This is a genomic window from Gelidibacter gilvus (assembly GCF_004115975.1).
Taxonomy (GTDB): Bacteria; Bacteroidota; Bacteroidia; order Flavobacteriales; family Flavobacteriaceae; genus Gelidibacter; species Gelidibacter gilvus.
In genome coordinates this window covers 428059-452655 of the sequence record NZ_SDDZ01000002.1, presented here as the reverse complement: position 1 = coordinate 452655, position 24597 = coordinate 428059, and the positions used below count along the sequence as shown (strand labels likewise).

The following is a 24597-nucleotide window of genomic DNA, read 5'->3' as shown; positions in this document are numbered from 1 at the left end:
TAACGGCACATCTATTGCCTTGATAATGATGAGTCTAAAGCAATAAATTATGAACCAGTTAGAAAATAGTTTATGTGCGACCTGTGAGCATCTTGCATATTGCAGTTTAACGAGCAATAAAAGATTTATCTGGTCGTGTAGTGAATATGATGTATCTATTGGTCATGATAGAATTTATCACGAAAGAATGATAAAGGCCAGTAACGATGCCTCTGTATCCTACAGGAATTTAGAGCTCACCTAAAATTAAGCTCATACTCTAGTAAAAGATAGTAATTTAAAAGAGAAACCAAAACAAGATATGTTCAAAAACGTGTTGCAGCAAATTTTTGCGGCATCAGATTTTGTGCATTTCAATCTGAAATTAAAACCGAAAACATATAAAGGGGATTCCCAAAGTTTAAATTAAAAAATTGAGTAAAGATGAAATACGGAAAACTAATATTAGAAAAGAAGGAATATGTGATGATTAAACGTTTGTTAAATCTCACTAATGATTATAAAGATTCGACACAGAAAGTGTCACTGACCAAATTTGCGAAGGAAATGGAGAGCGCAGAAATTTTGGATGATGATAAAATGCCTGAGGATGTTGTGAGAATCAACTCAGAAATCACAATTGCCACTAAGGATGGTTGGTCCTATACGTTTCAAGTCGTTTTACCTGCAGAAAGTAATAATTCCCAAAAGAAGATTTCATTGCTATTGCCGATGGGAGCAGCTGTTCTGGGATATGCTAAAAATGACAGTATAAGTTGGACGTTTCCTGGTGGCGATAAAGACATCACCATCTTGGATGTGAAACAAAATAATATAACAAAATTAAATATTGCCTAATGGAACCCTTAGTAAATTACGCATATGAAACCGATGACGAAATCGTCAAAAGACACATGCATCGTGAACTTCATACTTGGATATCGCATCTAGACGCGATGAACAACGAGGCCGATCGGCTTGCTAAAATAGCTTCCAATAAGATCGGAGATAAGGTACTGCGTGATGAATTATTAGATAATATCAACGATAATATCAATCTGTTAAATGATTTCTATACCTATAGAAATGCACTGAATAACGTTAGGGAGTGTGATGAGTTAGAATGTGATCAATTCTATATGCATCAACACGACCAGGTATTTGAAAAATATGTGGAATGCGTTACGCAATACCGTGATATTAAAGATAAGGTGTATCAAAGATTACTTCTTTAGTATTTCTTTTATAAGTAGTTTTTATTAAAGTTTGATTGAACAAGAAGCAATAGTCTGTTTTGACTATTGCTTCATTTTTTGTTATAGAACCTTTAAAAAAGAGTGTCTTCCATAAGTTTCCAGTATTTAAATATTATCTTTAACGTTGAAAATTTTACGAAATTAAAATAACACCTATTACATGGATATCAAACTTGCAGTATTAATAGATGGCGATAACATTCCTTCAGCCCACGTCAAAGAGATGATGGAAGAAATTGCTAAATATGGAAACCCAACGATTAAACGAATTTACGGTGATTGGACAAAGCCGCATCTTTCTAAATGGAAGAATTTATTGTTGGAAAACGCCATTACCCCAATTCAACAATATGGCTATACCGTTGGTAAAAATGCCACAGATTCAGCCATGATCATTGATGCGATGGATATTCTCTATTCAGCAAAAGTAGACGGTTTTTGTTTGGTATCAAGTGATAGCGATTTTACACGCTTGGCAACACGTTTACGCGAAGCTGGAATGAAAGTGTATGGTATTGGTGAAAAGAAAACACCTAATCCATTTATTGTGGCCTGTGATAAGTTTATCTATATTGAAATTCTTAAAAATCAGGGTCAGCAGGAGGTAAGCACTTCCAGTGAAAAGTCTAAATCGTCTGAAAGCGATATTGATAAGATTACAGAAAAGGATATAAAATTTATTGCAGCTACCATTGATGACGTTGCCGATGACGACGGATGGGCATTTTTAGGAGATGTTGGTAGTTTACTCCAAAAGAAACAACCAAATTTTGACTCGCGGAACTATGGTTTTCAAAAGTTGACACCTTTGATTAAATCGATAAAAGAATTTGAGATTGACCGCCGTGAAGATTCCAAAGGCCATTACAAACTAATTTATGTTAGAATCAAAGAGAATCATCAGCCAAAGCCGAAATCAAAACCAAACAAACAGTCAAATGGAAAAAAGAAGCTGATTGCGAAACTTTAATGACTTCAAAAGGCTTTTATAATTTTTGATAATTTCCAATTCTGAAGATTTAGGAGAATGTTGTTTCTCTCTAAAATACATTTAACATGAAAAAGCGTTACCTTTTAAGTTGGTAACGCTTTTTTTTTATTTAGTGGCTTTCACATCCTAACAACAAATGCTCTGAGTGCTACTGGATAAATTTGTTCCGTTTTTTAAAAGGATTACAAGGGAATATTTCCGTGTTTTCTTTTAGGTCCATCCACTTTTTTATCTTTTAACATAGCAAAAGCCTTGATCAATTTTCGGCGGGTATCTTGAGGTAGAATGACTTCGTCAATAAATCCACGTTCAGCGGCGCTATATGGATTGGCAAAAAGATGCGCATATTCGGCTTCTTTTTCTTTCCATTTGGCTTCTTTATCTTCGGCCTTATTGATTTCTTTTTTAAAGATGATTTCCGCAGCACCTTTGGCGCCCATCACCGCAATTTCTGCACTTGGCCATGCAAAATTCATATCAGCTCCAATATGTTTGGAGTTCATGACATCATAAGCACCACCATAGGCTTTACGTGTAATAACCGTTACTCTTGGTACTGTTGCTTCACTAAAAGCATACAGTAATTTGGCGCCATGCAAAATAATCCCGCGCCATTCTTGGTCAGTTCCCGGTAAGAACCCTGGAACATCTTCCAAAACCAATAATGGAATATTAAAACAGTCACAGAAACGAACAAAACGCGCTGCTTTTTTCGAGCTGTCAACATCTAAAACACCAGCCAAATACATTGGCTGATTGGCTACAATCCCAATACTTCTACCGCCTAAACGGGCAAATCCCACAATAATATTTTCCGCATAGTCTTTGTGGATTTCATAAAACGAATCGGTATCAATAATCCCGTTAATCACGCTGTGCATGTCATAGGGCTTATTGGCATTGTCCGGAATGATATCGGAAAGTTCCTCTCTAACTTCATCTTTAAGATCATAGGGCAGTAGAGGTGTGGTTTCTGTGTTGTTTTGTGGTAAATAGCTAATGAGCTTTTTAATGTCCTCCAGACATTCCACGTCGTTTGTTGCAGTGATATGAGCAACTCCTGACTTTGTAGAATGCGTACTGGCGCCACCCAATTCTTCTGAGGTGACATTTTCATTAGTCACCGTTTTGACCACATTGGGTCCGGTAACGAACATATAACTGGTATCCTGGACCATAATTGTAAAATCTGTCATTGCCGGACTGTAAACCGCGCCACCTGCGCAAGGTCCCATAATGGCAGAGATTTGCGGAATCACACCAGAAGCCTGTACATTTCGATAAAAGATATCGGCATAACCTCCTAAACTGCGCACACCTTCTTGAATTCTGGCACCACCTGAATCGTTCAACCCGATAATTGGTGCCCCAACCTTTAACGCTAAATCCATGACTTTACATATCTTTTCAGCGTGCGTTTCTGATAATGAACCTCCAAAAACGGTAAAATCCTGGGCAAAAACATATACAAGTTTTCCATGTACGGTTCCATAGCCAGTTACAACACCGTCTCCATAAAACTGTTGTTTTTCCATGCCAAAATCTTTGGTACGATGGGTTACTAACGCGCCAATTTCTTCAAAAGATCCTTCGTCAAGCAAATAAAGGACGCGTTCTCTTGCGGTCAGTTTCTTTTTTTCGTGCTGTTTGTCAATACGGTCTTGTCCACCACCAAGATAGGCTAATGCAAGTTTGGCGTTAAGGTCTTTTATTTTAGATTCCATATACTATTTTTTCACGCAAAGTCGCCGAGGCGCAATGCTTTATTTTATTTTATTTCTTTTGCGATTCTTTTCTTTAATCACTCCAAAATTTATTTTTTGATTGTGCTAATTATGTATTGCTCTTTATATTACGGATTTATATTAAACCTAAACTTCAACTTCCCGCCTTCGTAAATGCTACCCGTTTTCGCTTTGCTAGGAGCGGGCAGGCGGTCAACTTCAACTTCAACTTGAACTTCAACTTCAATTTCATTTTCAACATCAATTTCCCTCCGGCACTCTCAATATCTTTTGTTCCTCCAAATACCGTCGCACCGCAATCAAAGCTGCCAAATGTGCTTCTTCTTTGTTTTGTTCTTCTAATTTTTCGGCTGAATAGTACTTTTTAACGAAATGGGTGTCGAAATTCCCCGATCGGAATGCTTCATGCTCAAAAACAAAAGTTCCAAAAGGAAGTGTCGTTTCAATGCCTTTTATGTGATAATTGCTGATGGCATTCAACATCTCATCCATAGCCTCTGCTCTTGTTTCTCCATAGGTAATCAATTTGGCAATCATAGGGTCATAATAAATAGGAATGTCCATACCTTCTTCAAAACCATTGTCCACACGAATGTTTTTGCCTTGAGGTAATTGATAGACATCCAAATGTCCAACACTTGGCAGGAAGTTGTTCAATGGGTCTTCTGCATAAACACGCAACTCAAATGCATGACCTTTAATTTTAAGTTCCTCTTGTTTTATGGGTAAAACTTCACCGCGAGCAACTCGAATTTGCAGCTCCACCAAATCGGTATTGGTAATGAGTTCCGTCACAGGGTGTTCAACTTGTAAACGGGTGTTCATCTCCAAGAAATAAAAATTCAGATGCTCGTCCAAAAGAAATTCTACCGTTCCGGCGTTAACATAGTCACATGCTTTGGCAACTTTCACCGCGGCTTCTCCCATTTTCTTTCTTAATTCTGGAGTTAAAATAGAAGAAGGTGCCTCTTCAACTACCTTTTGATGGCGGCGTTGAATGCTGCATTCCCGTTCAAAAAGATGAATGATATTCCCATGAGTATCCGCCATGATTTGGATTTCAATGTGTCGCGGCGAATTGATATATTTCTCAATAAAAACAGAGCCATCGCCAAAGGCTGAGGTTGCCTCACTGATGGCACGTTTCATTTGCGATTCCAATTCCGATTGTTTTTCGACCACGCGCATTCCTTTTCCACCGCCACCTGCTGAGGCTTTGATTAAAATGGGAAATCCGATTTCTTTGGCAATTGCATGGGCTTTAACGACATCGGTAATGGCTTCATCTATTCCGGGAACCATTGGAATATTATAATGTTTAACGGCTTCCTTAGCAGCCAATTTGCTGCCCATTATTTTTATGGCCTTAGATTTTGGACCGATAAAAATGATATCGTTAGCCTCGCAAGCTTCTGCAAAATCGGCATTTTCACTTAAGAATCCGTAGCCTGGATGAATAGCATCAACATTTAATTTCTTGGCGACTTGTATGATTTTATCACCTAAAAGATAGGATTGATTGGAAGGACCTTCTCCAATGAGCACCGCTTCGTCAGCATATCTTACATGAGGTGATTTTCTGTCCGCAGTAGAATAGATGGCAACCGTTTTAATGCCCATTTTCTTTGCGGTTTTCATGACGCGAATGGCGATTTCACCTCGATTTGCAATTAGTATTTTTTTCATTTATAATTTATTTTTCATTCCCGCGAAGGCGGGAATCTCATTTATACCCGCGAAATTAGGTGTCTCTTTTTTTTACCACGAATGCTCGAATATATGACTATTGGTTTTTCGCGGTTTTTTTAGGTTTTACACTAGTTCACTGATCTGTTTTATTATGATCAAAACAATCTATTCAAACTCAATCAACAACTGATTCTTGTCAACAGCATCTCCTTTTTTAGCCGATATCGATTTTATAATTCCGTCTCTAGGGGAACTGATCACATTTTCCATTTTCATGGCTTCAAGGATTAAAAGCGGATCGTTTTCTTTGACTTCATCACCAATTTTAACATTTATTTCAAGGATTAAACCTGGCATGGGTGCGGTGATTTTATCAACCATTTTAGAGTTGCCAATCTCAAAGCCTAAATCTTTTATTAGTTGATCTAAGTCGTTGCTAATATTGATTTTATATAAATTGTTGTTAATCTTTACTTTATATGTTTTTTCATTAAAGTTGTTGTCTATTATTTCAGCGGCGTAAGAATTACCACCTTTAAGAATATGGTATTTTAGATTAGAAGTTTGGATGGCATCTAAAGCATTAATTTCGTCATTGGATACTGATAATTCCAGTGCTCCATTAACCTTTACTTGATATTGTTTATTCATAAGAGGGGTCATAATTGGTTGAAAAGTTACGAATTTAATGAGGTAAATCAAATAGATTTCAATTTATCACATTTTAATTAAAGTCTGTTTGATTTAATAAAAAAGCGCTCCAATTTGAACGATTTCTTTCTTTTGAGGATGGTGGTCGTTTTTAGAAATATGAGTGCGGCTATCAATGCATCGCCTGGTGCTGTATGCCGATCCGTCAAATTAATGCTATAGGCTTCAGCAATGTCGTCAAGTGAGTAGTGAGCACGTTTATCAATAAAATTCGACTTGATTCTTGTGCTTGAATAAAGATCCATGGTATCGATGACCTTATTTTTTAAATTGGGCAAGTCCATTCGGTTCAAGGACTGATTGATCATTTTGATGTCGAAGACTGCGTGGTGGGCAATCAATACTGAGTCTTCTATATAGTTCAAAAATTTCTTTATGGCATCTTCCTCAGAAGATTTCTTCCTCTTGCTATATTGAAGAATTCCGTGGATATGAACAGTTTTTGGATCGAAATGTGATTGTTCTAAATAGATTTCAAAAGAATCTGCCACCGCGATCTCATTTCTTACGATTGATACTGCACCAATAGACAACATTCGGTCCACATGAAAATCAAATCCAGTGGTTTCGGTGTCCAAAGCCACAAATCGCGAAGTATCTAAAGTCTTTTTCTCCTTTTTCTCAAAATGATGGAGATAGGCTTCCCAATAGTCCGGATATACTTTCTTTTTGAAGTTCCAAAACATCACATATAATTATTTATATTGAACTTCAGTTTAATCGATTCCTGAACTCTCGCTATGGTTTTAAAACAGCGTTTTAATTTCATTTTTTCTTCTTTGGTCAATGCAGATAATTCGATAAACCGACCGTCATCGTTATGGAGTAAGCCATGTTTTGTGCGGAATTTAAGCAATGCTTTGGAAGTATAAGAGCAGGAAAGATAAAATTCTTCATTTTCAGGAAATAGTTCAGCCATTTTCTCAAATCTTTCTGCCGTGTTATTAATGTTTTTAATTTGATTGGAAAGGGCAAAAAGACGACCGGCATCCACAATGGGCATAATTGCACGTTTTTTAATATCGAAAAAATCTTTGTACTCCCCATCCTGTTCTACCAAAAACTGCCTGAAAAAACCAAGCGGTGACGCGCTTCTTAAAGCACTGGCTCCAAGTTTGGACAGAAATAGATGGTTGTTTTTTGTGATTTCGAATATATGTTCAGAGAGCTGGTTGGTGAGACTGGCATCGCCATAAGTGATGTCAAAATCGAAAAAAATGGAGGACATTAAAATTTCATCACCTCCAGTGTTGGATGTCCACTGATTAAATTGATCTTTCCATTCATCCAAAGTCAAACACCATTTTGGGTTTTTTGCCATGATGTCTGCTGGGCAAAAGTCAAAACCAACGGCATTCAATCTTTTATTGACCTTCTTTGCGAGCAAGAGGAAATAATCCCGTACCTCTTCCAGGTCATCTGCTTTGACATTTTCAAACACAATAGCATTGTCTTGATCAGTATGGAGCAATTGCTCCTTTCTACCTTGGCTGCCCAAAGACATCCAAGCAAAGCTTACCGGAGGCTTTTTATCAATTTGTAAAATACAACGCTCAATGATGCGCTTTACTGTGGCGTCATTCAGTTCAAAAATGATTTTACTGGTTTGGGTCAATGGAATGTCCTGTTCCACAAAACCGGCCAAAAGCACCATTATTTTTTTTCGGATATGCTTCAGTTCTTTAGTAGAATTGGAGCGTTTGATGGCCTTCATCAAAACCGTCGGATTACTGCCTCCCATTACAATTAAGTCGTTTTGTGAAATGATGCCAATAATTTTTGAATTTGGAGTTCCATCTGCTGTAACACATAAATGACTGACATTGTGCTTCATCATGGCGAGTTGCGCTTGGCTTATGGAGACACCTTTAGGGTAGCACAAAACAGGCGAGCTCATAATAAGACTTACACTATCCTCAATGCTCTGGATGCCAGTGATGACCTTTTTCCGTAAGTCTTCATCCGTGACAATACCAATTGGAATATTATCATCTGCAATAACTATGGATCCAATGCGATGATGGTTCATGAGCTTTGCAATATCTTTAATTTTCGTCTTCGCCGTGGCAGTAATCACTTTCTTTGTATAGCGAACAGGCTGAAGTTCAAAAAGCTCTTTATCATTTGTCAAAACATCCAAACGATTGTCATATAAAGAGCCGTGTAATTCTTTTGAAAAAGGATTTTCAGTATTGGAAGCGAAGCTTTCTATAAGGAAGTTCACAACTTCCCTGTTTTGTGTGATCAATGGCTTAAAAGTGTCCAATGGAATGCCGTAAAGGATACTTTCTTCTTCGGTTACTGCATTAATGGCATAATTTTCTTTGGCAAAAAGTGGTCTAAGTCCGAAAATATCGCCTTCATCAAACCTGTCAACCGTTTCCATTTTTGAGTTAATTTCCTTTTTAAGAGCAATGGCACCTTTGTGAATCATGTAGAATCTATCATGGAGGGGCTCACCAACAACATAGACATTTTCGTCTTTTTCGAGGTAGGTAATAGTTACTTCTTTTGCAATGCAGTACAAATCCTTTTTTGAAAATTGGTCAAAAGGAGGAAAGTTTTTGATAAAATCAGCAATTCTTTCAGCTATAGTGTTTTTCATTCCGATAAAATTAATCAAAAAAAACTGAAATCGATACTCAAAGTTCTTTGTTTCCCTGCTCTCCCTGAATATTGAAATGAGAATTGAATTGATGTTTCCTAATAGCCTTACGGGCAAAGACAATTCCGATAAAAAGGGAGATAAAAGCTCCGATCCAGATCCCCGGAATGAAATCAATAAACAAGAAAAAGTCATAAGCCCCATGAAACAAAACGGCAAAGAATAGTCCGGTGAGATTTAAAAAGACGCGGTTTTTGGAAAACTTTGCTTTCCCCATAAAATAACCCATTAAGATAGCGAAGGTGGCATGGGCAGGAACTGCTGTAAAGGCTCTAATGATTGCGACTTCCATTCCGCCCTGAAGCACGTACATTACATTTTCAGTGGCAGCAAAACCCATAGAAACCATGACGGCGTAAACAATGCCATCAAAAGGTTCGTTGTATTCTTCATGAGGTTGGGAGTAATACCGAATGATGATATACTTACTGAATTCTTCCGAAAGACCGACAACAAAAAATGCTTTAATGAATTGTTCAAAAACGCTATCGTGATTTTTTAAGCGAAGTGGGATGTCAATGATGATGTAAAGTAGCGTCGTAATCATAATGCTGACAATGGCGCCTAATAGAAAATTATAGACTAAAAGTCGTTTGGGCTCTTTTTCATATTTATCCTTTATAAAAATATAAAATATGATGATAAAAACAGGAGCAATGGCTAGCGCTAATAAAGTCATATGTTTTGCTTGCTACAATCTATTTTGAATGGCGTCAATGACTTCAAGATAATAGGCCATGTTGCTAGATATAAAATGACCGTTGGCATCACTATTCTCCAATAAGTCACGGAATTGGGGAATAGATACAAATTTCACTTGTTCCACTTCATTTTTATCCAAGGTGAGTTCGTTTAATGTATAGTCAATCTTAGCGATATAAGTATGATGGAACTCATTATCCTTAATGCCATTTGAGTAGCTCTGAAAACACTCATAAACACCTATTTTTTCTAAAAGAGTTTCTGGGATATCAATACCTATTTCTTCCGAAGTTTCCCTAATAGCAGCATGTGTTATAGTTTCACCAGAATCTACATGGCCGGCAACAGAAACATCCCACAGTAAGGGGCAAATGGTTTTGGAAGCCGCACGTTGCGCCAACAATATATCGCCGTTGGCATTATAATACCACACATGGGCGGTGTTATGGTAATACCCTTTAATGTGGATTTCTGATTTTGGGCAACTTTTTCCTGTAGGCGAACCATCTGCATTTAAAATATCGATATATTCTTCTGTAGTCATCTTATTTCATCACTGATTTCAAGCACATTACAAATTTTTCAAAATCCTTTTCGGTATTAAAAAAGTGACAGGATAAGCGCGCATAAGCACCTCTAAAAGAAACAAAAATGCTGTGTTCGGATAACGCTTTTTTAAAGATTTTGATATCGACGGTCTCAGGTAATTTTAATCCAAAGAGATGATGGCTTCTATAATCGTCAGCTTCGATTTCACATCCTAGATCGCGTAATTCTTTGACAGCTTTAGCCGAAATTTCCTTGCAATAGGCCTGAACTGCTTTCGGTGTCCATGAAATCACTTGTTTCAAAGCTTCCAACTGCATTTTTACATAGATAAAACTGCCGCTTTCTCCCATAACATATCTGTTGGCAAGAGGCTTGTATTCGGACTGGTATTGAGTTAAATCAGGTAGTTTATGGCTGTCCAATCGGTTGGTCCAATTTTCCTCCAAAGGTTCGCCGTGGTCGAAATAAGGTCCGTAATACGCATATCCACAGCCATAAGGTCCGAAAAGCCATTTGTAACCTGCGCAAATCAAAGCGTCTGGCTGCAATTCCTTAACCGAAAACGGCAATGCGCCAACAGATTGACTGCCATCAATAATCATCAAAGCATTATGTTGTCGCGTTTTTGCCCTAATTGCCATCAAATCAAATAAAGTACCACTGGACCAATGAATATGTCCCATGGCCACAACCGCTGTGGATTCGTCAATAGCTTCTAAAATGGCTTCATTCCATAATTTGCCTCGATTGGTCTTTGATTTTGGAGCTTCAACTATTTTTAGCTGGGCTTTATATGTGTCGGTTAATTTCTTCCAAGAATAATAGTTACTGGGGAATTGCTCCTGCATCAGTACCACGGTATCTCCAGGATTTAGTTTGATGTTTTTTGCAACAGTAGCAATACCGTAAGAAACTGATGGGATAGTTGCAATGCGCTCATAATCATCTAATTCAATGATTTGAGCAAATCTTTTCTTTAACTCAATAACGGGGTCGAAGAAATCAGATGATGGAATTAAATAAGGCCTGCTTTTTTGCAATACCGCATCAATTCCAGCTTTTTCGACTGCTTTAAACGACGGCGATAAACTCGCCGTGTTTAAATAGCAAATGTCTTCTGGAATATAAAACAGATCTTTATGTTGCGAAGTATCCATTATTTATCAAAATAACTAAAAGTGTCGTTTTCCTTTATGTTGAGCAGTGTTTCGTATATTAATTTAATGACATTTTCCACATCATCTCTATGAACCATCTCTACCGTAGTATGCATATAACGAAGTGGGAGCGAGATCAAGGCACTCGCCACACCCATACCGCTGTATGCAAACGCGTCTGTATCCGTTCCCGTAGCTCTTGAGCATGCCGAACGTTGAAAGGGAATTTTTTTGGCTTCTGCAGTATCTGTTATTAAATCTCTTAATTTTTGTTGAACGGCAGGAGCATAGGCCACAACGGGACCTAAGCCTAATTCCAAATGGCCTTCTTTTTTCTTGTCGATCATTGGTGTTGTCGTATCGTGTGTGACGTCAGTGACAATAGCAACGTTAGGTTTGATGCGCTCTGCAATCATTTCTGCACCGCGTAATCCAATTTCTTCCTGAACGGAATTGGTTATGTATAATCCAAAAGGCAATTTCTTTTTATTCTCGTGCAATAAACGTGCTACTTGAGCAATCATAAAGCCACCAATACGGTTATCGAGCGCACGACATACAAATTTATCGTTATTTAAAATATGAAAAGTATCAGGATAGGTAATGACACAGCCTACGTGAACACCCATTTTCTCAACTTCTTCCTTGTTCTTTGCACCAACATCAATGGTGATATTTTCTACTTTCGGGGTTTCTTCTTTAGCTTTATCGCGCGTATGAATTGCCGGCCATCCAAAAACACCTTTGACGATGCCACTTTTTGTGTGGATATTAACAATTTTACTTGGAGCAATTTGATGGTCGCTACCACCATTTCTAATTACGTAAATAAGGCCGTTATCCGTGATATAGTTGACGTACCACGAAATCTCATCGGCGTGACCTTCAATGACTACTTTGTATTTTGCTTTCGGATTGATGACGCCAACGGCAGTTCCGTAAGTGTCAGTTATAAATTCATCTACATAAGGTTTGAGATAGTCCATCCATAATTCCTGTCCTGTCCATTCATAACCTGTAGGTGATGCATTATTTAAATAGTTTTCTAAAAACTCCAATGATTTATTGTCTAAAATGTTCTTTTTTGCCATGGGTAAATATTTTGTCTAAAATTAATAATATTAATAGGATTTTAAGGTTAATGCATATGTAAATTCTTAATTTTGAAATGATTTTAGCGCTATTGCACCAATGAAGTTGATTACCTACATTTTTGTTTTTTTACCCTTGTTGCTGTTTGCCCAAGTTGAACCTGTCGAGAAGGATTCTACAGCAATAGAGTATTATTATATTGATGGCGATTCAATTCCTGTGTCAATTATCGATTTAGATGCTGTTTTGGTATTGGGTAAATTGAAATTTGATAATAAGGAAGATCGGATTCGTTACTTGATTTTAAAAAGACGAACCCTCAAAGTCTATCCGTATGCAAAACTTGCTGCCGAACGGTTGGTTGAACTCAATAAACGTTTGGAAACTTTGGAACGTAAAAGCGAAAAACGTAGATATGCCAAAATCATTCAAAAATATATTGAAGAGGAGTTTTCGGCAGAACTTAAGAAATTGACCCGGTCCGAAGGTCAGATTTTGGTGAAATTAATCCATCGCCAAACGGGAAAAACGACTTTTCAGTTGATTCAGGAATTGCGAAGTGGTTGGCGAGCCTTTTGGTTTAACAATACCGCTAAAATTTTTGATATTTCATTGAAGAAAGAATTTAACCCTTTAGATGTGAGTGAAGATTATTTAATAGAAGACATCTTGGAACGTGCTTTTCAGAACGGACAATTACAGCGACAGAAATCAGCATTTCCCATTGATTATTTTGAACTTACGGCCAAGTGGGTTGCTAAAACCGATAAGAACTAATGCGCATTCAATCTGATTTAGAAGAAAAACTTAATGCTTGGACACATGGTTTTGGTGCGCTCTTAGGGATAGCGGGGTTAATCTTATTGATCAGTTATAAAGAACACAAAACAGATTGGAGCTTAATCAGTGTGATCATTTATGGCATTTCCATTATTGTGTTGTTTTCTGCCTCTGCCATTTATCATTCGGTTTCTAGTGAAAAGCGAAAGCATTATTTTAGGATCGTTGACCACATCAGTATCTATCTTCTAATTGCGGGGACTTATACTCCAGTAACGTTGATTGCGCTTAATAATAGCCTAGGTTGGCCTTTATTTTGGAGTGTTTGGGCAATTGCAGGCTTCGGAATGATTTTAAAATTATTTTTCACGGGAAAATTTGAAGTATTTTCTACTTTATTATATTTGGTAATGGGGTGGTTGATTATTTTCGATTTTGGTAATCTTTCGGAATTGATTGGCCCTAATGGTTTGATCCTATTTATTGCCGGGGGTGCTTTTTATACCATAGGAATCATTTTTTATGCCGTTCATAAAATCCCTTATAATCATGTCATCTGGCATTTGTTTGTGCTAGGTGGTGCCATCTGCCATTATTTGATGATATTCTTATATATTTTGTAAGACCGCGTTTTTAAGAGCGAAATTTATCTTCTCCCCATTTTTTAGGATTGTTTTTAATGTAATTTGAAATGGTATTGAAGGCATTTTCGTCGCGGATAACGTGATCGTAAAAGCGTGTTTGCCATCCGAAATCCAATTTCAATCGGTTGGCATGTTTGGTCACGGCAGATTTATAGCCGCCAATGATAGAGGAGATGGAGTTTTTTCCGGGATTTCGCAATCGGTTTTGGCCGATGGATGTTGGTGGAATGGTATTTTGATTTGCATTGGTGTTTTCATGCATATCGGAATTTTCATTCGCATCGGAATTTTCATGCGCATCGGCTAGAGACAAGGCATGCCTTGTCTCTGCGATTGGATTATGAATTGCATTTGCATCATAATCGGAATTCGAATCATCCATAAATTCATCCATAATTTCATTTAAATCCGGAGAATTCGGGATATCATCAGGATCAGCATTAATAATTAAAATGCCGTGAATATGCTTGGGCATCACGATAAATTCGCCCAAAGTTATATTTTTGGAATGGTTTTTTATTTCGTGCCAAAAAACGTCCGCCAGCACACCAACATTGGTGAGTTCCATTTTGTTGTTAATAACCTTTCCAAAGTAATGTGATTTATTTTTCATGCAGATAGTAATAAAATAGGCACCTTGCCAACGATAATCCCAAGTTTGCAAACGTGCGGAAGTAATGCGGTATTTGTTTTGAAATTTATCAGCCATTTCTGCAGATCAAAATTTCAATTAAAGTTATCACATATTTAGTGAAACCCAAAACTTCTGGTCAAAGTGTATTTTGCTTCGAAAATTAGACTCATCCAAGACTTCTAATTGGAATAATGGGCATCTTCAAACTAAATTAAGAAGCTTGTTTCTTACCGGAAAAGGAGTACACCTTCGGATTTGCTTAAAAAATGATTGTTGTAATTATCTCAATTTACTGACATCAATCTTAAATAATTCAGCGGCATTCTTCCACATAATCAATTCTTTCTTGTCATCATCGAGTTCTAATTGATCCATAAACCTGAGATAGGATTTCATATTGCTAATAGGCCAATCGGTGCCATACAACAGATATTTCGGATCTCCGGCATAAATGATCATTTCTTCAATTTCCTTCTTCATATAGCGCTCAAATTTATCTGAGAAATCACCTAAAGTCAATCCTGATATATCCGCATATACATTCTCGTTTTTATAAACAATTTCCATACAATCCTTAATCCACGGACTTCCTACATGACATATGACAATTTTCAAATCGGGATAATCGACGGCTAAATCATCGATATGGATAGGATGGGAGTATTTTATTTTTCCATTTGGCGCGTAAGTATCACCGGAATGAAACATCACTGGAACATTAAATTCGATAGCCATATCATACATGACCTTAAACCGGATGTCATTAGGATAAAAAGGTTCATAACCTGGGTAGAATTTAAGACCTTTGATGAGTCCAGCATCAAGAAACTCGCTGAGTTCACGTAAATCTTTATAGTCGTAATTCAAATAGCTCACACCGGCCACAACGCCCAGATTATTCCTATTGCTAATGGCTTCAACTACTTTTGTTGTGCTAGGTCTGTGCTCATTTACTTTATAGGACGACAATACCAAAGAATAATCTACATTGTTTTCCTCCATTGTATCCGTAAGTTTATTAAGACAATCTTCTAAGGAAACAACCCGATCTTCATGATAGTTGTTAATATGGGTATGGACGTCTATAATCATAGTTTTATTGGGTTTTTAGTGTTTGTTTACAATATCGATAAATTATTATAGGTGGGCAAGTTTAGTGTTCAGCCGCAGATTTTAGTTTTAAGTTCGCCACTATTTTTTTTAAATGAGATTTTGCTCTGTTAGCGTTTTGAATTATAAAATATACTCAATGTTAAATGATTCCTATTTATTGCTCACTCATGCCTGCCGATTAAGAATCTATAAAATCTTTATAATCTTCAAAAAACGCTTCAAACAAGGTCATTTTTTCAACAAAGAATTCCATGACATCCCTCCAAGTGTTTTTATTGTGAATGGATACTTTTTGATCTAAATTCACGTAGATTCTAGAAATTTCTTTGCCATTTTCTAAATAATACGCTTCTTCAAAAATTGCATCGGGTAGAAATTCCTCAGTTAAAATAGTTTTCAGGGATTGTAGCTTATCCCAAAAGTTGATTCGGTTTTCCAGATCGTCTTCGAGGTCTAAAGTCACTAGGGCCGATTTCGTATCAAAATGGAATTTAAAGGCAAATCCTTTCAATTTAGTATCATAAAGAATCCATTTTCGAGGGAATGACTTTCCGAAACTGATCCAAAATTCTTCTCTTAATTTTCTCGATTCTTCTTTGCTAAACATAACATTTCCCGCGAAGGCGGGAATCTTTTGACTTAATTATTGGCTTTTTTAAAGCTTAGTTCTATTTGCGATATTTTTGTTTTCCTAGAATTTCAAATTAGGTATGCCACCAAAATCCCCAATGCAATCAGTATCAGTTTTGTAAGGTTGAATCTGTGGTTTTCGTTGCTTTCAAACAGGATGACGGTTGAAATATGAAAAAAGATACCAATAACAATCGCATTGATGAAAAATAGATATTCGCCTACAAAGGGTACGGTGTTCGAAACAAGGGTTCCCATAGGGGTCATAATAGCAAAAATGACAAGAAATCCTACAATCTGTTTCGTTGTGAATTTTGACTCGAACAAATAGGTGGTAATCAATGCCGCAATGGGGATCTTATGGATGAGCACGCCATATACCATATCGTTGTGCTGATGAATAGGAAAACCCTCCAAGAAGCTATGGATGCATAAACTGATGAACAGCACCCATGGGAAACCGTCTTCTTGTTCATGTACATGCACATGGCCATGTTCCGCGCCTTTGGAGAAAAATTCTAGCAAAATCTGCAAAAGGATACCCAACATTATGAACAACCCTGTTTGCTTGGCATCTAAATGTTGATAGACCTCAGGCAACAAATCAAAAAGCGTCAATGCCAATAAAAACGCACCACTGAATGATAATAGAAACTTGGTGTAATTGGATTTTTTATTTTTGAAGATCAATACCAAAAACACACCAATAACAACCGCTAAGAAAGGTAAAAGATACTGCTTCATTTGAAGATCATTATTAGTCGTTCTGAAGTGCTTTTGTGAAACTTACCTAATTTATAATCGCCAAAAACATCGAGTAAATAAACACCAGCTTGTTCAAAAAGGGCCTCAAAATCAGTTAAGGTCTTTGCTCTAACGCGCTCTTGAAAGTTGTAATCTTTCCCTTGATCTGTGAAACTGATATCTTTAATAATATGTCCGTTTTCAACATATCTTTTCTGATGAAACTCTATGCCACCGATTATTTTTACATCTTCAGGGACTAAGTTTTCAATTACAAAATCGGCATTCATAAAGTCAATGACCCCAAAGCCAAATTCATTTAGATCCTCTTTTATGGCTTTTATAGTATTCAGGTTGTCTTCTGATTCGTCAAAATAGCCAAAACTGGTAAAAAGATTAAATACGGCATCGAATTTATCTTTATAAGGCTCACACATGTCATGTACATCAAAATGCAAGGTTTCATTTTCGTACGTTTTAGCATAGGCAATGCTGTTTTCTGAAAGATCAACTCCAGTAACATCATAGCCCAAAGAATTGAGATATATGGAGTGGCGTCCTTTCCCGCAAGCGAGATCGAGTATTTTTCCATGCTCCGGCAGATTTAAGTACTGGGTCAAATTATCCATGAATTGATGGGCTTCTGCGTGATCTCTGTCGGCATAAAGAATATGGTAATAAGGGGTATCAAACCATGAGGCGTACCACTCTGATGTGTCTTTTGTCATTATAAATTCGTCTGACTGCAAAAATACTTTATTTTTGCAATCTATATCAGGAGAACAATGGATAATAATTTTAATATGGTTGCCAAAACCTTATTTGGTTTTGAAGAGTTACTTGCCAACGAGTTGACCCAATTGGGAGCACAAGAGGTGAAAATTGGTGTGCGAAATGTGAGTTTTGTAGGTGACAAAGGTTTCATGTACAAAGCAAACTTAGCGCTAAGAACCGCTATTAAAATTTTAAAGCCGATCCATAGTTTTAGAATCAACAATGAAAAGGACTTGTATGATCAGGTTTATAAAATGGATTGGGCGCAATATCTCAAACCTACAGGAACCATGGCTGTAGATGCCACAGTACATTCCCACTTATTTACCCATTCGCTTTATATAGCGCAAAAAACGAAGGATGCCGTAGTGGATAAGTTTAGGGATACTGTTGGTGAACGTCCAAATGTGGATCTTAAATTTCCCGATTTAAAAATCAACGTCCATATTGATAGGAATATGTGCAATATTTCTTTAGACTCTTCAGGCGATTCTTTACATAAAAGAGGCTATAAAACTGCAACGAACATTGCGCCTATCAATGAAGTTCTGGCCGCGGGTTTGATTATGTTGTCGGGTTGGGATGGACAAACCAATTTTATGGATCCAATGTGTGGTAGTGGTACCATTTTAGCCGAAGCGGCAATGATAGCCTGTAATATACCTCCAAATTTAATGCGAAAGGAGTTTGCTTTTGAGCGCTGGCAGGATTGGGATGTGGAGTTGTTTGAGAAAATTGAGGAATCTCTTTTGAGTAAAACCAGAGATTTTCACCATCGCATTATTGGTTATGACAAATCGCCAAGTGCGGTTGAAAAAGCAAAAGAAAACATCAAAAATGCAAAATTGGAAGATTTTGTTGAAGTTAGGCACGAAGATTTCTTTAAAACTCAAAAAGCAGGGGATGAGAAGTTGCACATGGTGTTCAATCCGCCGTATGGTGAACGTTTGGATATTGAAATGGAATCCTTTTATAAAAGCATTGGTGATACCTTAAAACAAAATTATCCGGGAACCGATGCCTGGTTTATAACATCAAATCTTGAAGCTCTAAAACATGTGGGCTTAAGACCCTCTCGAAAAATCCATTTAGTCAATGCCAAACTGGAAGCGAGATTGGTGAAGTATGTAATGTATGAAGGCAGTAAAAAAGGGAAGTACATGGAGTAAACTTCCTTGGAGGCTCCGCTAAAGTTTAATAGTTTTCCTGAAGTTGTTTTGTATGATGTTCCACATGATAGGCTGTCCACATTAAAATTTCTCTAATTGGCATTTTCCCCATTAGAGGATGTGGAAGCACTAATGTATCTAAATTTTTATCAGATATTCTTCTGATTTTGTATTGTAGTTTCTTGCTTTCTACCTGAAGTCGGCTTAAAATATAGGTTTTATCCTTCAGTTTTGGAATTTTCATATTTTTGGAAGCCTTAAAGACGAAGTCGTTATTTTCCTTTAAAGCTTTCTGATAATTCTGAACGATGGTATCATAATCATATAATTCGCGATCGTTTTTTCCAAAAGCATATTTGAAAAAAAACCGGGGCATGCTCAAGACATCATTTAAAGGCTTAATGCTCTGCAGTAAATGTAATGCTTGCTGACCTGTAGTCCATTTTCCTTCTGGTCCTTTAGTCCATTTTTCATTATCTTGAACTTCAAGGAAATTAAGTAGAGCGTGGTATTTTTCCTCCAATAAATCGGCAATCTCATCTTTGTGCATACGTTGGTATTAGTATGCAAAAGTTAAGTAATTTTTTTATAAAATGAATGTGAAAGTTGAAGAATTTGTATAGAATTAGTCCTCTATAGCTATTTTTTTATTTTTCTTATAGATAGGGATCAAATACGATACATTGTAACCAAATCCGAAGCCAAATCGGCCGCTATCAAAAGTTTTATTGAATCCTGGAATAAATAAGTTTTCAAAATTTGTAGGTTGATCTTCCGCGACCAAACCTTTAAGCTGTGCATTGAAACCAATAAACAAATTGGTGACAATCTCGGCTTTGATACCTATGACCAGTTCAGCCCAAATAGCAGACAAACCTTTATATTCTTGTAAATCTGTGGAAGTAAAAGGTGTGTCATAATATTGATCAGTCGTGTAAATTTTGTAACTGTTTAGGTTTTGGCTGAAAGTGCTGACACCAACTCTCAATCCGGTGTAAATGAGATTTTCCATATCAAGCCAGTTTCTATAGAGGTTGTAATCTATACCAGCCTTAAAGTAGCTGCCTTTTGCTGTGACATCTAAATAATCGTTTCTTATGGAGTTTTCTTCAGTCCCTAATTCTCCGGCCAAATATAATTTCTGGGTAAGTCGGTAATCTGCTGTAATTTCAAATCCTTTATAATCATCATCTATAAAAGAACGCACTAACCTTCCAATGTCGCCTCCTAAACGTAAGCCATATTTCTGTTTGATAATGATGGTGTCATTAGCATTTTTTTCTTGAACCTCCTGAGAAAATGATGTTTCTGGAAACACCATCAAGATAATCAGACTAATGATAAATATTGATATGCGCTGCATTTTCATTGTTTATGGTGTCTTTAATAACTTGAATATCTATAATCCAATTGCTCAGGTCTGTTTCCCGAGTTGCACTCAGGTTGTTGAATACGCTTTTGTAACCGCACGCTCTTGAAACATAGATAAGTTCAGGGGTGTATTTCACTTCGATAATGTCAGCATTCGAAACTGTATTGGGATCATCATCTGTATCATAATCTCTGTCTTTTGTAAGCACAAATCTGGAGGTATTCAAAATGTCCAAGGCATCTACTCTTAAAGGCAATACAATGGAGTCAGTAGTTTTATCATTGACAATATACTTTGGGTTACCTTCTGCGGTAACATCCATTCGCCTAACAGTTTTCGTCTCTGAGTTCGCATTGATATTATAAAAACGAATGATCAAATGTGGTGTTGTAGATGTTGTAGAAGCACAGATATCATCACGCTCACAACTCCATAGGCTCACAATTATGAGAAGAGAAAGTAGGATTTTAATGTTTTGATGGAGTTTTATTTGTTTCAAGTTTCTGTGGTTTCTTGTTTAAATTACTGTCGTGAGTATCATTTTAATCATCAATCGTTAATCAAAAATCGTCAATCAAAAATAGTCAATCGTCAATCCTCTTATCTTTTTTCCAAAAGTACAACATTTTCGACATGATGCGTTTGAGGGAACATATCCACCGGCTGCACTTTTGTGACTTTATACATCGCGTCCATCATTTCTAAATCTCTTGCTTGCGTGGCACTGTTACAACTCACATATACCACTTTATTTGGAGCGATATTCAGAATTTCTTGTACCACATCTTTATGCATTCCATCACGTGGTGGATCTGTAATGATCACATCAGGATGGCCGTGCTGGTTGATGAAATCGGCATTGAATACGTTTTTCATATCACCTACATAAAACTCAACGTTATCAATGCCATTTAATTGTGCATTTTCCTTTGCTGCGGTTATAGCATCAGGAACAGATTCCACTCCAATCACCTTCTTCGCATTTTTTGCAATAAATTGAGCAATCGTCCCAGTTCCGGTATATAAATCGTAAACGAGTTCATCACCTTTTAAATCGGCAAAGTCACGCGTGATTTTATAAAGTTCATAGGCTTGATCTGAATTGGTCTGATAGAAGGATTTGGCGTTTATTTTAAATCTCAACCCTTCCATTTCCTCAAAAATATGATCTTCTCCTTTATAACAAATCACTTCTTGATCGTAAATGGTATCATTCGCTTTTCCGTTGATGACGTATTGTAACGAAGTAATTTCCGGGAATTTATCACCTATATAATTCAATAGTAGCTCACGATTTTCCTTGTCTTCCTTGAAAAACTGAAAAAGCACCATAATATCGCCAGTAGATGATGTACGAAGCATAAGTGTTCGTAAAAATCCAGTCTGATTGCGGGTGTTAAAAAATTCAAGTCCGTTTTTAACAGCAAATTCTTTGACCGAATTTCTAATGGCATTGGACGGATCCGCTTGAAGCCAGCATTTTTCGATGTCAAGAATTTTATCCCACATGCCAGGAATATGAAAACCGAGGGCGTTTTTATCGCCTACATCCTCATTGGATCGAATTTCCTCTAAGGTCAACCATCGGCTGTCACTAAAGGAGAATTCCATTTTATTCCTATAAAAATAGTCTTTTGCAGAACCTAAAATAGGCGTCACAGGAGGAAGTTCCAAATGACCGATTCGTTTGAGATTGTTCTCCACTTCTTTTTGTTTATAAAACAATTGGTGTTCATAGCCCATATCTTGCCACTTACAACCACCACAAACGCCAAAATGTTGGCATTTTGGTTCGGTACGCTTATCAGAATATACGTGGAATTTGATGGCATTTCCTTCGTAAAAGGATTTACGCTTCTTAAAAGTTTCTACATCCACAACATCACCTGGTACCACATTTTGCATAAAAATAACGGCACCGTCAGGTGATTTTGCCACTGATTTGCCTTTGGCACCTGCGTCAACTACAACAACATTCTCAAAGATTTGTTTTCTATTTCTTCTTCCCATGCCGCAAAAATAGTGAAACCAAATGCGATTTACGAATTAGAAATTGCGATTTTCTTAGTGAAACCTTGTTTTAATTTCTAATAGTTTTTGAGAATTAGGGCAGACAGTTAAATTGAACGCATTATTTTGTGTCACCTTAGAATTTATGTGTCTTAAGAACTTGGCTTAATTTAATGGGTTATAAGATTTTCTAAGGTTTAAATTAAATGAAATAATACTTCTAAAATTTAAATGTAAAATCGGGCTAAAAACTTTTCAGAGGTTTAAATATTTGCTAATTTGCAAGTCCTTAGGGATGATTTCTCTCCCACGCTGCTTTTTCGTCCTGATAGCTATCGGGATATCGAAAGAATAAAGGTACAGTAGGAATGGTTATTTTACTCGCTAGGCGAGATTTAATTATTAATGTTTGCGTCTATCTAATGATGTCAAACCGTGTCTTTTGAAGACATGAAACTGTAAATTCTTATAAAATGGCTGTTTTAGACCACATGACTTCGCAACAAGCGATGGATTTAGAAAACAAGTATGGTGCACATAATTACCATCCGCTTCCAGTAGTACTGAGTAGAGGAGAAGGTGTGCATGTTTGGGATGTTGAAGGAAAACAATATTATGATTTTCTTTCTGCTTATTCTGCTGTCAACCAAGGGCATTGTCACCCAAAAATTGTTGATGCCATGGTAAAGCAGGCGCAAACCTTAACCTTAACCTCACGTGCATTTTACAATGACGTTTTGGGGAAATTTGAAGCGTATGCTACTAAATACTTTGGCTATGACAAAGTGTTGCCCATGAATACGGGTGCAGAAGCTGTAGAGACAGCGCTTAAAATCTGTAGAAAATGGGCTTATGAAGTCAAAGGTATCGCCGACCATCAAGCGGAAATTATTGTCTGTAGAAATAACTTCCACGGAAGAACAACCACCATCATTTCATTTTCAAGTGATCCCGTTGCACGCAAAAACTTCGGGCCTTTTACGGACGGCTTTATAAAAATAGAGTATGATAATCTGCAAGAATTGGAACGTACTTTAGAGAATAATCCAAATGTTGCAGGATTTTTGGTGGAACCAATTCAAGGTGAAGCTGGAGTTTATGTGCCAAGTGAAGGCTATTTGGCAAAAGCAAAAGCCTTATGTGAAAAGTTCAATGTCTTGTTTATGGCAGATGAAGTACAAACGGGAATTGGCAGAACAGGAAAGCTTTTGGCAGTAGATCATGAAAATGTGAAACCTGATATCCTTATTTTAGGGAAAGCTTTAAGCGGTGGAGCCTATCCAGTAAGCGCCGTGTTGGCAGCCGATTCTATAATGAACGTCATCCAGCCTGGGAACCATGGCAGTACATTTGGAGGCAACCCAGTTGCTGCAGCAGTGGCGATAGCTGCTTTGGAAGTGGTTAAAGAAGAAAACTTAGCAGAGAATGCTGAAAAACTAGGTCAGATTTTTAGAAGTGAATTGGATTCTTATATCCAAAAAAGTACGATTGCCAAATTGGTGAGAGGTAAAGGATTGCTTAATGCTGTGGTAATTAATGACAGTGAAGATGGTGATACGGCATGGAACATTTGTCTGGCATTGAGAGACAACGGACTTTTGGCAAAACCAACCCACGGAAATATCATCCGTTTTGCGCCACCTCTAGTAATGAACGAGCAGCAACTTTTGGAATGTATCGGGATTATTATAAAAACATTGAAACAATTTGAACCTAATTCGAAATAATGGAAGAAAAATCGGCTTTTGAAACTTTTGAGTTGAATCTACCCCCAGTAATTTTGGGGTTTTTGAAGGAAACTTCAACATGGACGTATTTTCTCTCCATTTTAGGATTTATAGGTATTGGATTGATGATCCTTGGCGGCCTGTTTTTTAGTCTTGCGATGAACCTCATTCCAGGTGGGAATCCGTATGCAGGATTAGGTGTAGATATGTCTTATTTTGGGATGTTTTATGTTGTAATAGCACTGTTCTACTTTTTTCCTGTACTTTATCTTTTTAATTTCTCACGAAAAATGAAGAGTGCCTTGAATTCCAATAATAATGACGAATTGACCTCTGCTTTTTCAAACTTGAAATCGCATTATAAGTTTATCGGAATTTTCACAATTGTAATTATCAGTTTGTATGTCCTGATTTTTGTTTTTGCAATGATTGCCGGAGCGATGTGAATTATTGAGCATTAGATA

The 24597-nt window shown here is 37.0% G+C and carries 26 protein-coding genes; 8 read left to right on the top strand and 18 right to left on the bottom strand.

The features are described from left to right. Positions 1–423 precede the first annotated feature (423 nt). The 3 genes from ESZ48_RS06020 to ESZ48_RS06010 all read left to right on the top strand — a co-directional run bounded on the left by ESZ48_RS06020 (position 424) and on the right by ESZ48_RS06010 (position 2205). The gene (locus tag ESZ48_RS06020; protein WP_129016419.1) at positions 424–837 is read left to right on the top strand and encodes a GreA/GreB family elongation factor; all 414 of its coding nucleotides are present in this window, start codon (positions 424–426) and stop codon (positions 835–837) included. After that, positions 837–1214 carry a hypothetical protein gene (locus ESZ48_RS06015; RefSeq protein ID WP_129016418.1) on the top strand — a complete coding sequence of 126 codons (378 nt, stop codon included), beginning with the start codon at positions 837–839 and terminating at the stop codon, positions 1212–1214. The genes ESZ48_RS06020 and ESZ48_RS06015 overlap by 1 nt, the downstream gene beginning before the upstream one ends. Positions 1215–1395: 181 nt before the next feature. Further along, positions 1396–2205 (top strand): NYN domain-containing protein, encoded by an 810-nt coding sequence (locus ESZ48_RS06010; RefSeq protein ID WP_129016417.1) that lies wholly within the window; start codon positions 1396–1398, stop codon positions 2203–2205. A 203-nt stretch (positions 2206–2408) separates the two neighbouring features. Here ESZ48_RS06010 and ESZ48_RS06005 read toward each other — a convergent pair whose 3' ends face one another. The 9 genes from ESZ48_RS06005 to ESZ48_RS05965 form a co-directional block, all read right to left on the bottom strand. Next, entirely contained in the window at positions 2409–3950 is a 1542-nt protein-coding gene (locus ESZ48_RS06005; protein ID WP_129016416.1) for an acyl-CoA carboxylase subunit beta, read from the bottom strand. Between the two features lie 261 nt (positions 3951–4211). Then, positions 4212–5657 (bottom strand): acetyl-CoA carboxylase biotin carboxylase subunit, encoded by a 1446-nt coding sequence (gene accC, locus ESZ48_RS06000; RefSeq protein ID WP_129016415.1) that lies wholly within the window; start codon positions 5655–5657, stop codon positions 4212–4214. A gap of 168 nt (positions 5658–5825) precedes the next feature. After that, on the bottom strand, positions 5826–6311 hold the full coding sequence (locus tag ESZ48_RS05995; protein WP_129016414.1) for an acetyl-CoA carboxylase biotin carboxyl carrier protein subunit: 486 nt from the start codon (positions 6309–6311) through the stop codon (positions 5826–5828). A 77-nt stretch (positions 6312–6388) separates the two neighbouring features. Continuing rightward, positions 6389–7057 carry a 3'-5' exonuclease gene (locus ESZ48_RS05990; RefSeq protein WP_129016413.1) on the bottom strand — a complete coding sequence of 223 codons (669 nt, stop codon included), beginning with the start codon at positions 7055–7057 and terminating at the stop codon, positions 6389–6391. Beyond that, on the bottom strand, positions 7057–8976 hold the full coding sequence (locus tag ESZ48_RS05985; protein ID WP_129016412.1) for a DUF294 nucleotidyltransferase-like domain-containing protein: 1920 nt from the start codon (positions 8974–8976) through the stop codon (positions 7057–7059). Before ESZ48_RS05985 ends, ESZ48_RS05990 begins: the two co-directional genes overlap by 1 nt. A gap of 37 nt (positions 8977–9013) precedes the next feature. Then, complete coding sequence (locus ESZ48_RS05980) at positions 9014–9715, bottom strand: PrsW family intramembrane metalloprotease (RefSeq protein WP_129016411.1); 702 nt, start codon at positions 9713–9715, stop codon at positions 9014–9016. Between the two features lie 12 nt (positions 9716–9727). Then, the gene (locus tag ESZ48_RS05975; RefSeq protein ID WP_129016410.1) at positions 9728–10282 is read right to left on the bottom strand and encodes an NUDIX hydrolase; all 555 of its coding nucleotides are present in this window, start codon (positions 10280–10282) and stop codon (positions 9728–9730) included. A 1-nt stretch (position 10283) separates the two neighbouring features. Then, positions 10284–11444: an aminotransferase class V-fold PLP-dependent enzyme gene (locus tag ESZ48_RS05970; RefSeq protein ID WP_129016409.1), complete on the bottom strand. Its 1161-nt coding sequence runs from the start codon at positions 11442–11444 to the stop codon at positions 10284–10286. Beyond that, entirely contained in the window at positions 11444–12535 is a 1092-nt protein-coding gene (locus ESZ48_RS05965; RefSeq protein WP_129016408.1) for a M42 family metallopeptidase, read from the bottom strand. The genes ESZ48_RS05970 and ESZ48_RS05965 overlap by 1 nt, the downstream gene beginning before the upstream one ends. A 100-nt stretch (positions 12536–12635) precedes the next feature. Here ESZ48_RS05965 and ESZ48_RS05960 point away from each other — a divergent pair, with 100 nt between their 5' ends. Together ESZ48_RS05960 and trhA are read left to right on the top strand one after the other, a co-directional pair. Beyond that, positions 12636–13313, top strand: a complete 678-nt coding sequence (locus tag ESZ48_RS05960; RefSeq protein WP_129016407.1) for a DUF4294 domain-containing protein — start codon at positions 12636–12638, stop codon at positions 13311–13313. Next, a complete protein-coding gene (gene trhA, locus ESZ48_RS05955) occupies positions 13313–13939 on the top strand; it encodes a PAQR family membrane homeostasis protein TrhA (protein ID WP_129016406.1) in 627 nt (208 codons plus the stop codon). The genes ESZ48_RS05960 and trhA overlap by 1 nt, the downstream gene beginning before the upstream one ends. A gap of 10 nt (positions 13940–13949) precedes the next feature. Here trhA and ESZ48_RS05950 read toward each other — a convergent pair whose 3' ends face one another. The 5 genes from ESZ48_RS05950 to ESZ48_RS05930 form a co-directional block, all read right to left on the bottom strand. Further along, positions 13950–14669 (bottom strand): transposase, encoded by a 720-nt coding sequence (locus ESZ48_RS05950; protein WP_129016405.1) that lies wholly within the window; start codon positions 14667–14669, stop codon positions 13950–13952. Between the two features lie 204 nt (positions 14670–14873). After that, on the bottom strand, positions 14874–15686 hold the full coding sequence (locus ESZ48_RS05945) for an amidohydrolase family protein (RefSeq protein ID WP_129016404.1): 813 nt from the start codon (positions 15684–15686) through the stop codon (positions 14874–14876). 199 nt (positions 15687–15885) lie between these two features. Next, the gene (locus tag ESZ48_RS05940) at positions 15886–16314 is read right to left on the bottom strand and encodes a DUF4268 domain-containing protein (protein ID WP_129016403.1); all 429 of its coding nucleotides are present in this window, start codon (positions 16312–16314) and stop codon (positions 15886–15888) included. A 92-nt stretch (positions 16315–16406) separates the two neighbouring features. Continuing rightward, the gene (locus tag ESZ48_RS05935; protein WP_129016402.1) at positions 16407–17081 is read right to left on the bottom strand and encodes a ZIP family metal transporter; all 675 of its coding nucleotides are present in this window, start codon (positions 17079–17081) and stop codon (positions 16407–16409) included. Beyond that, positions 17078–17809, bottom strand: a complete 732-nt coding sequence (locus ESZ48_RS05930; protein ID WP_129016401.1) for a class I SAM-dependent methyltransferase — start codon at positions 17807–17809, stop codon at positions 17078–17080. Before ESZ48_RS05930 ends, ESZ48_RS05935 begins: the two co-directional genes overlap by 4 nt. Positions 17810–17866: 57 nt before the next feature. Here ESZ48_RS05930 and ESZ48_RS05925 point away from each other — a divergent pair, with 57 nt between their 5' ends. Continuing rightward, positions 17867–19024: a THUMP domain-containing class I SAM-dependent RNA methyltransferase gene (locus tag ESZ48_RS05925; protein WP_129016400.1), complete on the top strand. Its 1158-nt coding sequence runs from the start codon at positions 17867–17869 to the stop codon at positions 19022–19024. Positions 19025–19049: 25 nt separating this feature from the next. On the opposite strand, the gene ESZ48_RS05920 is transcribed toward ESZ48_RS05925, so the two are convergent. The 4 genes from ESZ48_RS05920 to rlmD form a co-directional block, all read right to left on the bottom strand. Continuing rightward, on the bottom strand, positions 19050–19574 hold the full coding sequence (locus tag ESZ48_RS05920; protein ID WP_129016399.1) for a DinB family protein: 525 nt from the start codon (positions 19572–19574) through the stop codon (positions 19050–19052). A 75-nt stretch (positions 19575–19649) separates the two neighbouring features. Next, the gene (locus ESZ48_RS05915) at positions 19650–20387 is read right to left on the bottom strand and encodes a DUF6048 family protein (RefSeq protein ID WP_223266369.1); all 738 of its coding nucleotides are present in this window, start codon (positions 20385–20387) and stop codon (positions 19650–19652) included. After that, the gene (locus ESZ48_RS05910; RefSeq protein ID WP_129016397.1) at positions 20359–20895 is read right to left on the bottom strand and encodes a DUF6452 family protein; all 537 of its coding nucleotides are present in this window, start codon (positions 20893–20895) and stop codon (positions 20359–20361) included. The genes ESZ48_RS05915 and ESZ48_RS05910 overlap by 29 nt, the downstream gene beginning before the upstream one ends. Positions 20896–20996: 101 nt before the next feature. Further along, positions 20997–22406, bottom strand: a complete 1410-nt coding sequence (rlmD, locus tag ESZ48_RS05905; RefSeq protein WP_129016396.1) for a 23S rRNA (uracil(1939)-C(5))-methyltransferase RlmD — start codon at positions 22404–22406, stop codon at positions 20997–20999. Positions 22407–22879: 473 nt separating this feature from the next. Here rlmD and rocD point away from each other — a divergent pair, with 473 nt between their 5' ends. Both rocD and ESZ48_RS05895 read left to right on the top strand, forming a co-directional pair. Continuing rightward, complete coding sequence (rocD, locus tag ESZ48_RS05900) at positions 22880–24133, top strand: ornithine--oxo-acid transaminase (protein ID WP_129016395.1); 1254 nt, start codon at positions 22880–22882, stop codon at positions 24131–24133. Next, complete coding sequence (locus tag ESZ48_RS05895) at positions 24133–24579, top strand: DUF5362 family protein (protein WP_129016394.1); 447 nt, start codon at positions 24133–24135, stop codon at positions 24577–24579. Before rocD ends, ESZ48_RS05895 begins: the two co-directional genes overlap by 1 nt. Positions 24580–24597 lie beyond the last annotated feature (18 nt).